This window comes from Streptomyces azureus (genome assembly GCF_001270025.1).
GTDB lineage: Bacteria > Actinomycetota > Actinomycetes > Streptomycetales > Streptomycetaceae > Streptomyces > Streptomyces azureus.
The window spans coordinates 1-13,647 of sequence record NZ_DF968376.1 but is presented as its reverse complement, the minus strand read 5'-3'; the positions used below and the strand labels follow the sequence as shown (position 1 = coordinate 13,647).

Sequence of the window (13,647 nt, the reverse complement as noted above, 5' to 3'; positions counted from 1 at the left end):
GGTGCACGGGGTCTCCAACACGGTGCGAGAGAGGGCAGGGCTGGGTGGGGAGGCGGGGCGTGGGGGTCGGCGACGGTTCCCGCGCGTGGTCGCTGTCGTGAGGATCAGGCCAGCGACGGGAGGAGAGGCCCGCGAAGCCGGCGGGCGGCGATGCCCGTCGGCGGCCCGGGTGGCTCGGGGAGGCGGCGCGTGCCCGAGCCGAGGGGCGCGTTCGACTGGTCGGTCCGCGTCAACGTCGGCACTGAGCACCGGGGATCGATCAGCGGTGTGCGATACGGCGAGCGCCTCACCGGGCGAAGCATTGCACTCGGGAGATACTTCGCAAACATTCCGTCATTGATTTTTTATGACCCAAACTTTGTCATGTCATGGTAAAGGCGGTACTCTCGCCCAGCTTGGTTCCGGACACCTGGCGCGATCTCTTCGTTCCTATCAGCGATGAAGGCCGCGAAAGTGTCACGTCCGGTGCCGGCCGGTCGGCGGTCCGTGAACACGACATCCCCGTCACCGCTCAGCAACACGTCGAAGGAGGCCCGGGTGTCCGCCACCACAGGGAACCCGCCGCACGCACCGGACCAGCCCAGGCATGCCCGCCGGACTCCGCGGTTTAGCCGCAAGGCGGCGACCGTTCTCGACCGGTGGCCCTTCCGGCGTAAGCTCAACGTCCTGGTGACCGCGCCCATCGCGGTCGTCGGCGTACTGCTCGGCGTCGGCGCCTACGGCCAGGTGCAGCATGCCCGGGACGCGGGCCGGATCGCGGACCTGGTGCGCGACAGTGAACAGGTCGCGCAGCTCATCAACGACGTACAGGCCGAACACCGGCAGGCACTCCTGCTCTCCGTGCACTACGACTCGGCCCGCCCCGGAGTCCCGCTGCCGCCGACCACCGACTATCGTCGGGCACAGCGGAGCACCGACGCGCAGGTCGCCGCCGTGCGTTCGGCGTTCGCCTCCGGCCTGCCGCCTGAGGAGGCGCAGGCGTTCGACTACATCCGCGGCCTCGGTGTCCTGCGCGAGAAGCTCGAACGTGGCTATGTCCCCGCCGCCAACATCGACCCCGCGTACGCCTCCGCGGTCGAGTACCTGATCGACGGCATCGGCCTGGGGCGCTACTTGGGCACCTCGTCGTCCTCTGTCGTGACACTCCTGGACACGGTGCTGCGCGCCGACGCCTCCCACGCGGCCTTCGAGAGCGCCGTGTTCTCCGCCCAGACCAGGGACGCCAACGCCCTCACCGAGTACAGCCGGGCGGTCGGCGCTCGCAAGCTCTACGACCACCAGTTGGACCGGTTCGAGGGCATCGCCACACCGGCGCAGGTCCTGCGCATGGACGGCATCCGGCGCAGTGCCGAACAGTACGGTGTCGAAGCCCGGTTCGCGGAGCTCCAGATCGATCCCGGGGCCCTGCAGGGCCAGACGCCGACGCAGCTCCGCAAGGCGATCGCCGACGGGACCCGGCAGTCCGAAGCCCGACTCGGTATCACCAGGTCGCTGATCGAGCAGACCGCCGCCCGGGCCGACGCCGTCTCCGCGGATGCCCTGCGGAACGCCGTCTACCTGCTTGGTCTGACCCTGTTCGGCTTCGCCGCCTGGCTGACCTTCTGCGTCCTGATCCGGCGTTCGGTCGTGCGCCCCCTGGAGGCCCTGACCCGCTCCGCCCAGGAGGTGGTCGATGTGGCGGGCGAGGAACTCGCCCGGGTCTCCGACGACGAGTCCGCCGACAGCACCCCCCTGCGGCCGAGGTCGATCCCGGTCCCGGTCCGTGACGAGATCGGCGAACTGGCCGGGGCGTTCAACCAGGTTCAGGTCACCGCCGCCCAGCTGCTGGAGCGGCAGGTGCTCAGCCGGCGCAACGTCGCCGAGATGTTCGGCAACGTCGGCCGGCGGGTCAGCAACCTGACGACACGTCAGCTCATGCTGATCGACGCCGTCGAACGCGAGGAGACCGACCCCGAGCTGCTCGAACGGCTGTACAGTATCGACCACATTGCCGTACGCCTCCAGCGCAACGCCGACAGCCTGATGCTGCTCGCCGGAATCCGGGAGACCGGCGTCGAGGCCCGGCCGACCCCCCTGGCGAACGTCATCAGGGCGTCGCTCGGCCAGATCGAGGGCTACCAGCGGGTGTCTCTGCGGCCCGAGACGGAGGTCACCGTCGCGCCCGACATCGTCGGTGACCTGACGCTGATGCTCGCCGAACTGCTGGAGAACGCGGTCGCGTTCTCGCCCTCCCACACGCCCGTCGAGGTGGCCGTCCGCCCCGGGACCGACGTCACCGAGGACGGCGGGGCGCTGATCGAGGTCATCGACCACGGCCTCGGCATGAGCGCGGAGCGCCTCGCCGAGGAGAACGCCCGGCTCGTGCGCCGGGAACGGCTCGACCTCGTGCCGACCAGGGTGCTCGGCCTCTTCGCGGTCGGCAGTCTTGCCCGGCGTTGGGGTGTGCGCGTGTCGCTGAGCCGTACGCCGGGCGGCGGGGTCACCGCAACCGTCTGGATCCCCGCCTCGCTCCTGCTGACCATGAATCCCGAGGACATCGAGGACCCCCAGCCCGTGGACACGGGCCCGATCGGAGCCGTGGCGGCGTTCCCGGTGAGGACCGGGCAGGAGACCGCCGCGCTCGCGCCGTCGTGCGTACCGGTCTCCGCCACCGGTGTCACCGAGCGGTCGGCGGCCCCCTCGTCGCACGACCCGCTTCCCCGGCGCCTCCCGGCGCGCACCGGCGAGGGACCGACCACCGTGGAACGGACCGTCGAGGACGCCGGCGGGGAGCCGACGGCCGCCTCGGGCGAACAGCGTGCCGCAGAGGGCTCACGGCCGCTGCGGCGGCGGGTACGGGGCGCGACACTCGCCATGACCTCTTCGCGGGCGGACCGGGAGGCGCCGACGGTGCGGCAGCCCGCCGACGCCGAGGCGGTCCGCTCGGAGCTCGACGAGTTCGAGGCAGCCGTACGCAGGGCAGAGCAGGACAGTGCTCACGCCCGGACGAAACCAGCACCATCGCACCACCAGCAATCCCAGAAGGAGCCCGGCAGTGACCACGTCGACAGCTGACAGCAGTTCCGAGCGGCCGGAACCCACCGATCTGCGGGCCGCCGCGGCCGATTTCACCTGGCTGCTCGACCGGTTCGCCACGGAGACCGCCGGTGTGGTCGACGCCATCGCCGTGTCGTCCGACGGCCTGCTGATCGCCGTCTCCCAACTGCGTGAGCACGCCGACTCCGAGCGGCTCGCCGCGATCGTTTCCGGCCTGACGAGTCTCGCCGCGGGCGCCTCCGGCAACTATGGGCTCGGCAGCCTCAACAAGGTCATCATCGATCTGGAGGGCGGCCATGTGCTGGTGTCGGCCATCGGCTGCGGCGCCGTCCTGGGAGTGGTGACCTCCAAGGAGGCGAAGCTGGGCAACATCGCCTACGAGATGACTCTCTTCGCCAACCGGGCCGGGGCCGCGCTCACCCCCCAGCTGGTGCTGGAGCTGAAGAACAGTGTCGGCGCAGCCCCGGCCGGCTGACCGTCCCCCCGCCCGGGGCACGGGTACAGGCACTTCGGAAAGGGATCGTGATGGCCGTCGGCGGACCACCACACGACGCAGCGGGGCACGCCGGGGGATCGCCGGATCCGGCAGCCGGCCGCGCCCCCGCGATCCGGCCGTTCCTGCTGACCGCAGGCCGCGTGTCGGGGGGCGGCGCGGCGTTGCCGATCCCGGTCGAGACCCAGGTCGTGTCGACCTCGGCCGGGCTCTCCGTCCTGCACTCGCTCACCTTCGAACATCACGACATCATCGCGGCCTGCCGGCGGCCGCAGTCGGTGGCGGAACTGGCCGCCGGGCTGCGACTGCACCTCAACGTGGTCCGCGTGCTGGCCGAGGACCTGCGTGCCGCAGGGCATCTGACGGTCCACCGGCCGAACACCGGGACCGCCCAGGATCTCTCCGTACTGCGAAGGGTTATCGATGGTCTTCGTGCCGTCCCCGACTCACGGGGGACACTCCGTGACACCAGTTGAACAGCCGCCGACGCCGGTCAAACTGGTCATCGCCGGCGGCTTCGGTGTCGGCAAGACCACGACCGTGGGCTCGATCTCCGAGATACGGCCGCTCACCACGGAGGCCGCGATCACCGAGGTCGCGGCAGGAGTGGACGATCTCACGCACACTCCCGGCAAGACCACCACCACGGTCGCCATGGACTTCGGCTGCATCACCATCGACCCGACGCTCAAGCTGTACCTGTTCGGCACCCCGGGCCAGGACCGGTTCGGCTTCATGTGGGACGACCTGGTGGAGGGCGCCCTCGGCGGTCTGGTGATCGTGGACACCCGCCGACTGGACGACTGCTACGCGGCGGTGGACTACTTCGAGCACAAGGACGTCCCCTTCGCGGTCGCCGTCAACGCCTTCGACGGGGAGGTCGAGCACGACCTCGACGAAGTGCGATGGGCACTGGACGTAGCCGAGCACGTTCCGCTGATCGTCTTCGACGCACGGAAGACGGGCTCGGTCCGCGATGCGCTGCTGGTCGTACTGGAAGTCGCCCTGGCCCGGGCCGAAGCTGACGTGGCACCCTGAACGCGAACTCCCCCCAGTGGAGTTGGACGGCGACCACGCAAGCCACGGAGATCACCAGGACGGTGATATCCCAGTCCTCTGCTCCGCACCCCCGCCGGACTCCCCACCGGCAGACGCTACGCCGGAGCCGGGCGCTCCCCTGAGCCTCGGACAATGAGCCGGGTGGGCACGCTGATGGTGCGTGCGCGGCAGCGGTCGCCGTCGAGGCGTGCCAGTGCCGTGGTGGCAGCTGTCCTGCCGATCTCCTCGGGGTCCTGGGCGACGACCGTCAGGGCCGGTTCGAGGGCCTCGGCGAGTTCCACGTCGTCGAAAGCGACGACGGCGACGTCTTTCCTCTTGCTGCGGGCGAGTTGGGTGACGACGCCCAGGGCGACGATGTTGTTGCCGGCGAACAGAGCGGTGGGGGGATCCGCCGAGTCGAGAAGCTGGGAGGTGACGGCGGAGGCCCCGTGCTGGTCGTGGGCGTTGGCGACCAGCGAGCGGTCGTAGGGGATGTCGGCTTCCTGGAGGGCCTCGCGGTAACCGGCGAGGCGTTCACGGCGGGTGTAGAGCTTGGTGGGCAGGTCGCCGACGAAACCGATGCGCCGGTGGCCATGGGCGATGAGGTGGGCGACGCCGTCGTGGGCGCCCGTGCGGTTGGAACTGACCACGCTGTCCGTGGACAAGCCCGCCCCCGGGCGGTCGAGGAAGACGACGGGCAGGCCCCTGGTGCGATGGGCCTTGAGATGGCAGTGGTCGGCACCGACGGACGGCACGACCATCAGAACGCTGACGCGGCGGGCGAGGAACTTGTCGGTCAGATCGCGTTCACGGTCGGGGTCGTCCGCGGAGGAGCCCATGAGGAGGGTCAGTCCTCGCTCGCGGACGGTGTCCTCGATGCTTCGGGCCACGGCTCCGAAGAAGGGGTTGCCGAGGTCGGGGATGACCAGTCCGATGGTGGTGTCGGGCCCGCCGACACGGATGTTGCGTGCCATGAGGTTCGGCTGGAAGCCGAGTTTGGCCACGGCGGCGAGGACCTGTTCCCTCGTCTCGGCGGAGGCGGGTCCGTCCTCGTTGAGGACGCGGGAGACTGTCTTGGCGCTGACACCGACTTCGCGTGCGACGTCGGCAAGGGTCGGGCGGCGGTTCGCTGCCATGGGGGAACTGTCTCCTGTGCTCGTCGGTTCCGGCCGCGGCCTCGGCCGGAAACCTGTGAGTGCGGGTGGTCAGGTGGCCTGGACTCCGGCGGCCTTCGCGGCTGCGGAATCCGCTACGACCGTATCCCCGGCCTCATCGACGCTGAGCGCCCCGGTCATGATGGCGACGACCTCCGCCATGGAGTAGTCGGAAGGCTTGAGCAGGGCCGCCCGCCGGCCCATCCGGTGAACGTGGATCCGGTCGGCGATCTCGAAGACGTGCGGCATGTTGTGGCTGATCAGGACGACCGGCATGCCCCTGTCGCGGACGCGGCGGATGAGGTCCAGGACCTGACCGGACTCCTTGACGCCGAGGGCGGCGGTGGGTTCGTCCATGACGACGACACTGCGGGCCCAGGCGACGGAACGGGCCACGGCAACCGCCTGGCGCTGTCCGCCGGAAAGGGTCTCGACCGCCTGCGTCAGGGAACGCAGCCCGATCTTGAGGTCGGCCATGTGCTCGGCGGCCTCCTGGCGCATGCGCTTCTTGTCCAGCATGCGGAAGACACTGCCGAGGACGCCGGGTCGGCGCAGTTCGCGGCCGAGGAACATGTTGGAGGCGATGTCCATGGAGGCCGCCACCGCGAGGTCCTGGTAGACGGTCTCGATGCCATGGGCGCGAGCACTCTGCGGACCGGAGAACTGGATCGGCTTGCCATTGAGGCGTATCTCGCCCTCGTCCGGGACCACAGCACCGGTGAGGGCTTTGATCAAACTGGTCTTGCCGGCGCCGTTGTCGCCGATGACGGCGAGGACCTCGCCGGGCAGCAGGTCGAAGTCGGCGCCGTCGATGGCGGTGACATGGCCGTAGCGCTTGACCAGACCGCGGGCCTGCAGGACGGGGGTGGGGGAGGAGAGGGCGGTCATCGTGCCTTCTTCCGGGAGATCTGGTCGATGGTCACCGCGAGGATCACGAGGATTCCGGTGATCAGGGTCTGGTAGATGGAGGCGACACCCATCAGTTGCAGACCGTTGCGGAAGACGCCGACGATGAGGACGCCGATGAAGGTGCCCAGGACCGATCCGCGTCCGCCGAAGAGGCTGGTGCCGCCGAGGACCACTGCGGTGATGCTGTCGAGGTTGTCCGTCTGTCCGGCCTGCGGATCACCCACCCCGGTACGGGAGATGAGCAGCAGGGCCGCGATGCCGTACAGCACACCCGCCGTGGTGTAGACGCCGATGGTCAGCCGGGAGGTGCGGATGCCGTTCAGGCGAGCCGCTTCCTGGCTGTTGCCCAGGGCGTAGACGTGCCGGCCCCAGCCCGTGCTGCTCAGCGCGTAGGCGAGGAGGAGGAACAGGGCGATGGTGACGAGCGAGCCGTAGGTGATGTCGGTCTTGCCGAGAGGAAAGGTCTGCCCCAGGGCCGTCAGCGGGCCGGGCAGGTTGGTGACCGTCTGCTCCGCGGAGTAGATGTGGGTCATCGCGAACGCCACGTTCAGCATGCCGAGGGTGACGATGAACGGCGGCAGCGGGATCTTCTGCACCAGCAGTCCGTTGAGCAGACCGAAACCGCCGCACACGACCAGTCCCAGGGCGATGGCGGCCAACGGCGGCAGGGAACCCTCGGCCGCCATCTTGGCGATCACGATGCTGCCGAAGGCCATCACGGCCCCGCACGACAGGTCGATGCCCGCCGTCAGGATGATCAGCGTCTGGCCGATCGCCAGCGTGCCGACGACCATGACCTGCTGCACGATCAGCGAGAAGTTCCCGCCCGTGAGGAACTGGTCGGTCGAGACTGAGAAGAACACACAGGCCAGCAGAAGCGCGACCAGCGGGCCGGTGGTCGGTTGCGTGAGCAGCCTGCGGACCGTGGTGGGCGCTTTGAGCTCGGCGTACGGCGAGGATGTGGACGGTGGCGTGGACGTGGCAGTCATGCGAGGTCCTTGACGGAGAATGAGAGGGCGGCCGACTCCCGGTCGGGGAGGTGGGAGCCGGCCCGCCGACTGAGGGGAAAGGCGGTACGGGATGCCCGCGGGGCGGCTCAGCCCCAGCAGTTCTCCAGGCCGTAGGCGGTGTCCTTCGACGTGACCCCGTCCTGCGCCTTGTCGGTGATCAGCGTGACGCCGGTGTCGGTGTAACCCGACGCCTTCTTGCCGTCCTTGGCGTACGTCACGACGGCCTTGACGCCCTCGGCGGCCATCTTCAGAGGGTACTGCTGCGAGGTCGCCGCGATCTTGCCGTCCTTGACGGCCCGGGTGCCCGTGCAGCCGCCGTCCACAGAGACGATCAGCACGTCCTTCTCCCGGCCCTTGGCCTTCAGCGCGGTGTACGCGCCCAGCGCGGCCGGTTCGTTGATGGTGTAGACGACGTTGATGTCGGGCGCCTTCTGCAGGCAGTTCTCCATCGCGGTCTGGCCCTTGGCCTGGTCGCCACTGGTGTCCTGGGCGCACACGACGTCCTTGTCGGTGGCGCCGAAGCCCTTCAGGAAGCCGTCGTGCCTCTGGATGCCGACGGAGACTCCCGGCGCGAGGTCGAGGGTGGCTATCTTCGCCGTCTTGCCCTTCATGGCGGCCTTGGCGTACTCGCCGATCAGCTCGCCGGCCTTGAGGTTGTCGGTGGCGAAGAGGGCGTCGACCGCGCTCTCCGGTTCGGTCGGGGTGTCCAGGGCGATGACCAGAACGCCCTTGGCCTTGGCCTTCTCGATCGCGGGCACGATCGCCTTGGAGTCGCTCGGGGTGATCAGGATGCCCTTCACTCCGGCGGCGACCATGTTCTCGATGGCGGTGACCTGCCCGGCGTTGTCGCCGTCGAACTTGCCGGCCGCGGTCATGAGCTTGACGCCCTCGGCCTTTGCGGTCTTCTCCGCGCCCTCCTTCATCTTGACGAAGAACGGGTTGGTGTCGGTCTTGGTGATCAGGCCGACCTTGGCCTCACCCGAACCGGCGCTGGACGAACCCGATCCGGAACCGGAGCCGGACCCGCAGGCAGTCAGGGTCAGGGCCGCGATGCCCGTGACAGCGGCGGCTCTGATGAGGGAGGAGGGCAGGCGAGTGGTGCGAGACATGATCGACTCCTGTGGGATGGCGAGCGGCACGGGGTCGGGATTCAGAGCATGCCGCCCGAGATGTCATCGTTGACCTATGTCATCGTTGACTCTGCATGGCGAGGATGATGGACTCCGGATCCCGGCAACGTCAATGCCTTCCACTCGTCACAAATCGGCAACGTCTGCACCCGGTGTCCCCGCGCAGGATCAGCGGATGCGTCGCGACACGGCCCTTTTGCCCCACTTTTTCCGAGAGAGAGCAGCCCATGAGCTCGCGTCAGATCACCGTTCTGGGAGAGTGTGTCGCCGACGCCTTCACCGAACCGGCCAGCGCCTCGAACGAACTCGCCCTGCGGGTGCTGCCGGGCGGCGGACCTGCGAATACCGCGGTGGCCCTGGCCCGCCTCGGCACCCCGGCCCGCTTCCTCGCGCGCCTGTCCGGCGATGTGTTCGGGCGCCTGTTCCGAGCCCACCTGGAAGAGTCCGGCGTAGACCTGTCGTACGCCGTTGCCGCCGTCGAGCCCAGCACGCTGGCCGTGGCGGAACTGGATGCCACGGGGCAGGCGGCGTTCTCGTTCCATGCGCAGAACACGGCCGACTGGCAGTGGACCCCCGGCGAACTGGCGGGGGTGGAGCTCTCCCAAGCTGCCTGTGTGCACACCGGGTCACTGGCGCTGGTCCGTGAGCCCGGCGCGGCGGTGGTGGAGGAATTCCTGGCGGCATCCTCGCCTCAGGCCACCATCAGCATCGATCCCAACGTCCGGCCGCTCCTGGTGAATCCTCAGGTCTACCGCGACCGGCTGACGCACTGGTGCGGCCTCGCGGACGTGCTGCGGCTGAGTGAGGACGACCTGGATCTCCTCCTGCCCGGAACGCCCCCCGAGCAGGCGTGCGACACCTGGCATGCGGCGGGGGTGCGGCTCGTCGTGATCACGCGCGGCGCCGAGGGCGCCATGGCCTCACTCGACGGGGAGCGAGTGCAGGTGCCCGCGGTGGCGGCACCGGTCGTCGACACGGTCGGTGCGGGGGACTCCTTCACCGCCGGACTGCTGCATCACCTCGGCGCCCACGGACTCCTCGGCGGCAGGTTGACGGGCCTGCGTCTCGCCGATGTCGAGGAAGCCTGCCTGTTCGCCGTGAAGGTCGCGGCCCTGACCTGCTCGGTTGCCGGTCCCAATCCGCCGTGGCAGAGCCAGTTGGCGCAGCTCGCGACGGCCGGCGGGGCCTGACGCGCCGGCAGCACGCGCCGGAGCGATCTCGCCCGGGCCATTGACGTGACGGCGGAGTTGCGCTCATCATCAGGCACTCGATGTCATCGATGACACAGGTCAACGATGACATTCCTGGTCGGCGGCGTTGGACGACGCCGCCCCGCCAGGGCGTCACTTTCCGGCCGGTCCATCGCCAGGGCCGCAGGCTCCGCCGAGTGGACGGCCACGGCACAGGAGACATCATGAGCTCTGGACGTGTATTCCCGCCTGCCCGCACACGGATGCTGGCGGCGGTGGCGACCGTCTGCGCCCTGTCCGCGCCCCCGCTCGCCCCGCAGGCCGTCGCCGCCGGCACCCCGACGTACACCGAGACCTACAGGCCCCAGTTCCACTTCACTCCGGAGAAGAACTGGATGAACGACCCCAACGGCCTCGTCTACTACAAGGGCGAATACCACCTCTTCTACCAGTACAACCCCAACGGCACCTCCTGGGGCGACATGTCGTGGGGGCACGCGGTGAGCACGGACCTCGTGCACTGGAAAGAGCTGCCGCTCGCCCTGTCGCACGACGACAAGGAGATGGTGTTCTCCGGCAGTGCGGTGGTCGATTGGGACAACACCACCGGGTTCGGCACGAAGAAGAATCCGCCCATGGTCGCCGTCTACACCAGCTACGACAAGAGCACGGGCATACAGGCGCAGTCGCTCGCCTACAGCACCGACCGCGGCCGCACCTGGACCAAGTACCAGGGCAATCCGGTCATCGACATCGGCTCGAAGGACTTCCGCGACCCCAAGGTCCAGTGGTACGAGCCGACCAAGAGCTGGCTGATGACGGTGTCGCTGTCCGCTGAGCACAAGGTGCAGTTCTACTCGTCGAAGAACCTCAAGGACTGGGAGCTGCTCAGCGAGTTCGGGCCCGAGGGCGCGACGGGCGGCGTGTGGGAGTGCCCCGACCTGTTCCCCCTCGCGGTCGACGGCGACGAGAACAACATCAAGTGGGTCCTCGTCGTCAACATCAACCCCGGTGGTATCGCAGGCGGTTCGGCCGCCCAGTACTTCATCGGCGACTTCGACGGCAAGAAGTTCACCGCCGAGGACAAGGGCACCTACACCCCGCCCACCGGCCAGGTCGTGCAGGACTTCGAGAGCACCGACTTCGGTACGTGGACGACCACCGGCACCGCGTTCGGCCAGGGACCGGCGGCCGGGGCACTGGCCGGGCAGGGAACCGTCACGGGCTTCGACGGCAAGGGCCTCGCCAACAGCTTCCACGCAGGTGACGGCACCACCGGCACCCTCACCTCACCGGAATTCACCGTCGACAGCTCCTACCTGAACTTCAAGGTCGGCGGTGGCCGGCATCCGCACGTACCCGGAACCGTCATGGAACAGGGGCCCCCGCCCGCGGGCACGGTCCTCGCCGACTTCGAGGGCGGCACCTACGGCGACTGGACGACGACGGGGGACGCCTTCGGCACCGCACCCGCCACCGGCACCCTGCCCAACCAGCAGGAAGTCTCCGGATTCCTCGGTGACGGCCTGGTCAACAGTTACCTGGACGGCGACTCCACCACGGGCACCCTCACCTCACCCGAGTTCACCATCGACAAGAAACACATCAACTTCCTCATCGGCGGCGGCAACCACCCCGCCGGCGCCGGCAATCCCACCTCCATCGAACTCCTCGTGGACGGCCAGGTCGTGCGCAGCGCCACCGGACAGGACGGCGAGGCTCTCAACTGGGCCTCCTGGGACGTCAGCGACCTCGCCGGCAAGAAGGCGCAGATAAAGATCGTCGACGACAACACCGGCGGCTGGGGCCACCTCAACGTCGACCACATCATGCTGTCCGACATCCAGGCCCAGCCCGTCTCCCAGGAGACGTCCGTCAACCTCATCGTCGACGGCAAGGTCGTCCGCAGCGCCACCGGCTCCAACAGCGAGACCCTGGACTGGGCCTCCTTCGACATGCGTCCCTACACCGGCAAGAAGGCGCGGATCCAGATCGTCGACATGAACACCGCCGGCTGGGGCCACATCCTCGCCGACCGGTTCACCGCCGCTGACGCCCCCGCCAAGTCCGGCCTGCAGCGCGCCGACTGGGCCGACTACGGCAAGGACTACTACGCGGCCGTCTCCTGGGAGAACGCACCGGGCGGCAAGCGGTACATGGTCGGCTGGATGAACAACTGGGACTACAGCGGCGCCATCCCCACTGCTCCCTGGCGCGGTGCGCAGAGCATCCCCCGGGAGATGGCCCTGCGCACCATCGACGGCCGGATCCGGCTGACCAGCAAGCCGGTCGACGGCGTGAGGTCCCTGCGGCAGGACCCGGCGTCCGCGACCGGGGTTACCGTCGAGAGCACGTCCAAGCCCCTGATCGGCCGTGCGGCCGAGGGCAAGGCGCTCGACATCGAGGCGACCTTCTCCCTCGAGGACGCCGAACGGTTCGGCTTGAAGGTGCGCACGGGTGCCGACGGCGAGGAGACCGTCATCGGCTACGACACCACCACGCAGGAGCTGTACGTCGACCGCAGCCGCTCCGGCGCCGTGGACTTCAACGCCACCTTCCCCGGCGTCCAGACCGGCCCGCTCAAGGCCCACAACGGCAAGGTGAAGCTGCGGATCCTGGTCGACTGGTCGTCCGTCGAGGTCTTCGGTGGCAGCGGCGAGGCCGTGATCACCGACCAGATCTTCCCCGACCCCGCCAGCCAGGGAGTGCAGGTCTTCGCCGAGAACGGCTCGGTGAAGCTGGACAAGGCCGTCGTCTGGCACCTCGACTCCGCCCACAAGTGACCCCCGCTACCGACAAGGACACCAGACCGTGAAGAAGACCCTGCTCGCCGAGTTCACCGCCCGCGAGGGGGCGGAGGCCGAAGTCGCCCACTTGATCGGGGAGTACGCCCTGAAGGTGCGCGAGGAGGAAGGCAACCTGGCCTTCGACGTCTACACCAAGGCGGCGAAGCCCCGCGCCTTCTGGATCTTCGAGGTGTACCGGGACGAGGACGCCTTCCAGGCACACCTGAACGCCCCGTACGGCGGCCCCTTCAACACCGCCCTCGCTCCGCTGATCGAGGAGGACGCCTCCGTGCTGACGTTCCTCGATCCGCTGGCCACGAATCCGTGACGAGCCGTTGACAAGGGCCCCTGCGGGGGTGCCTCTCTGTCTTTCGTCAAGCGAGGCTTGGGTTCTGGGTCCGTAGCAGGTGCCGTCGCGGAGCATCGCGAACAGCACGCTGATGCGGTGGCGGGCCAGAAGGAGAAGAGCCTGCGTGTGGGTCTTGCCGCGGGCCCGGCACTGGTCGTAGTAGGAACGGGAGGCGGGAGCGTGCAGGGCAGCGAACGCGGACAGGAACATCACCCGTTTGAGCTGCCGGTTGCCGCCCCGTGGCGCGTGTTCGCCGAGGGGCCCATGCCTCGACGACGAAGTCGCTGCCTCCGGTGCCCGTGGCGTGGACCTGTAGCTGCCATGGTCCGTCGCCGACCGCGTAGAACCTGAGCGTGAGGACCTGGCCTGTGGCGAGGTAGATCCCGGCGATCGAAGGGTCCACGACGACGCGGAGTTCGACGGGCGCCGGACGCCTTCGCGGCCGGGCAAACGCTGCTCAGCGAACGTGCCCAGACCTCGGCCACCTAGTAGTGCTTGGTCAGGTCGGTTGTGGTGGTGCGTGTCCTTCCGGCCCGGTGTGGCGTTGAGGGT

11 protein-coding genes and 1 pseudogene are annotated in these 13,647 nt (G+C 68.9%); 7 read left to right on the top strand and 5 right to left on the bottom strand.

The features are described from left to right. The first annotated feature begins 669 nt into the window (after positions 1-669). Genes AOQ53_RS30850 through AOQ53_RS30835 form a run of 4 tightly spaced genes read left to right on the top strand, consistent with a single transcriptional unit; the run spans position 670 to position 4,567 of the window. Entirely contained in the window at positions 670-3,054 is a 2,385-nt protein-coding gene (locus tag AOQ53_RS30850; RefSeq protein WP_059422254.1) for a sensor histidine kinase, read from the top strand. Beyond that, positions 3,035-3,511 (top strand): roadblock/LC7 domain-containing protein, encoded by a 477-nt coding sequence (locus AOQ53_RS30845; protein ID WP_059422253.1) that lies wholly within the window; start codon positions 3,035-3,037, stop codon positions 3,509-3,511. Before AOQ53_RS30850 ends, AOQ53_RS30845 begins: the two co-directional genes overlap by 20 nt. Positions 3,512-3,561: 50 nt before the next feature. Further along, on the top strand, positions 3,562-4,005 hold the full coding sequence (locus tag AOQ53_RS30840; RefSeq protein ID WP_059422252.1) for a DUF742 domain-containing protein: 444 nt from the start codon (positions 3,562-3,564) through the stop codon (positions 4,003-4,005). Continuing rightward, positions 3,953-4,567, top strand: coding sequence for a GTP-binding protein (locus tag AOQ53_RS30835; RefSeq protein WP_059422251.1), 615 nt, complete (start codon positions 3,953-3,955; stop codon positions 4,565-4,567). Before AOQ53_RS30840 ends, AOQ53_RS30835 begins: the two co-directional genes overlap by 53 nt. A 116-nt stretch (positions 4,568-4,683) precedes the next feature. On the opposite strand, the gene AOQ53_RS30830 is transcribed toward AOQ53_RS30835, so the two are convergent. From AOQ53_RS30830 to AOQ53_RS30815, 4 genes are all read right to left on the bottom strand, one after another. Then, positions 4,684-5,703 (bottom strand): LacI family DNA-binding transcriptional regulator, encoded by a 1,020-nt coding sequence (locus AOQ53_RS30830; RefSeq protein WP_059422249.1) that lies wholly within the window; start codon positions 5,701-5,703, stop codon positions 4,684-4,686. Between the two features lie 69 nt (positions 5,704-5,772). Beyond that, the gene (locus AOQ53_RS30825; RefSeq protein ID WP_059422248.1) at positions 5,773-6,609 is read right to left on the bottom strand and encodes an ATP-binding cassette domain-containing protein; all 837 of its coding nucleotides are present in this window, start codon (positions 6,607-6,609) and stop codon (positions 5,773-5,775) included. Continuing rightward, a complete protein-coding gene (locus tag AOQ53_RS30820; protein ID WP_059422247.1) occupies positions 6,606-7,619 on the bottom strand; it encodes an ABC transporter permease in 1,014 nt (337 codons plus the stop codon). Before AOQ53_RS30820 ends, AOQ53_RS30825 begins: the two co-directional genes overlap by 4 nt. A gap of 107 nt (positions 7,620-7,726) precedes the next feature. Beyond that, positions 7,727-8,749 carry a sugar ABC transporter substrate-binding protein gene (locus AOQ53_RS30815; RefSeq protein ID WP_059422246.1) on the bottom strand — a complete coding sequence of 341 codons (1,023 nt, stop codon included), beginning with the start codon at positions 8,747-8,749 and terminating at the stop codon, positions 7,727-7,729. Positions 8,750-8,997: 248 nt separating this feature from the next. Between AOQ53_RS30815 and AOQ53_RS30810 the strand changes: the two genes are divergently transcribed. The 3 genes from AOQ53_RS30810 (at position 8,998) to AOQ53_RS30800 (ending at position 13,074) form a co-directional block, all read left to right on the top strand. Further along, entirely contained in the window at positions 8,998-9,960 is a 963-nt protein-coding gene (locus AOQ53_RS30810) for a carbohydrate kinase family protein (RefSeq protein ID WP_059422245.1), read from the top strand. A 224-nt stretch (positions 9,961-10,184) separates the two neighbouring features. Further along, on the top strand, positions 10,185-12,743 hold the full coding sequence (locus AOQ53_RS30805) for a GH32 C-terminal domain-containing protein (protein ID WP_059422244.1): 2,559 nt from the start codon (positions 10,185-10,187) through the stop codon (positions 12,741-12,743). Between the two features lie 28 nt (positions 12,744-12,771). Further along, on the top strand, positions 12,772-13,074 hold the full coding sequence (locus AOQ53_RS30800; RefSeq protein ID WP_059422242.1) for a putative quinol monooxygenase: 303 nt from the start codon (positions 12,772-12,774) through the stop codon (positions 13,072-13,074). A gap of 60 nt (positions 13,075-13,134) precedes the next feature. Here the strand turns inward: AOQ53_RS30800 and AOQ53_RS41860 are convergent. Continuing rightward, a pseudogene (locus tag AOQ53_RS41860) lies at positions 13,135-13,350 on the bottom strand (IS110 family transposase); the annotation flags it as partial. Positions 13,351-13,647 lie beyond the last annotated feature (297 nt).

Excerpts from the sequence above, each read along its gene's own strand:
- AOQ53_RS30840 (WP_059422252.1), top strand. The coding sequence starts at position 3,562 with ATGGCCGTCGGCGGACCACCACACGACGCAGCGGGGCACGCCGGGGGA.
- AOQ53_RS30815 (WP_059422246.1), bottom strand. The coding sequence starts at position 8,749 with ATGTCTCGCACCACTCGCCTGCCCTCCTCCCTCATCAGAGCCGCCGCT.
- AOQ53_RS30835 (WP_059422251.1), top strand. The coding sequence starts at position 3,953 with ATGGTCTTCGTGCCGTCCCCGACTCACGGGGGACACTCCGTGACACCA.
- AOQ53_RS30820 (WP_059422247.1), bottom strand. The coding sequence starts at position 7,619 with ATGACTGCCACGTCCACGCCACCGTCCACATCCTCGCCGTACGCCGAG.
- AOQ53_RS30810 (WP_059422245.1), top strand. The coding sequence starts at position 8,998 with ATGAGCTCGCGTCAGATCACCGTTCTGGGAGAGTGTGTCGCCGACGCC.
- AOQ53_RS30830 (WP_059422249.1), bottom strand. The coding sequence starts at position 5,703 with ATGGCAGCGAACCGCCGCCCGACCCTTGCCGACGTCGCACGCGAAGTC.
- AOQ53_RS30825 (WP_059422248.1), bottom strand. The coding sequence starts at position 6,609 with ATGACCGCCCTCTCCTCCCCCACCCCCGTCCTGCAGGCCCGCGGTCTG.
- AOQ53_RS30805 (WP_059422244.1), top strand. The coding sequence starts at position 10,185 with ATGAGCTCTGGACGTGTATTCCCGCCTGCCCGCACACGGATGCTGGCG.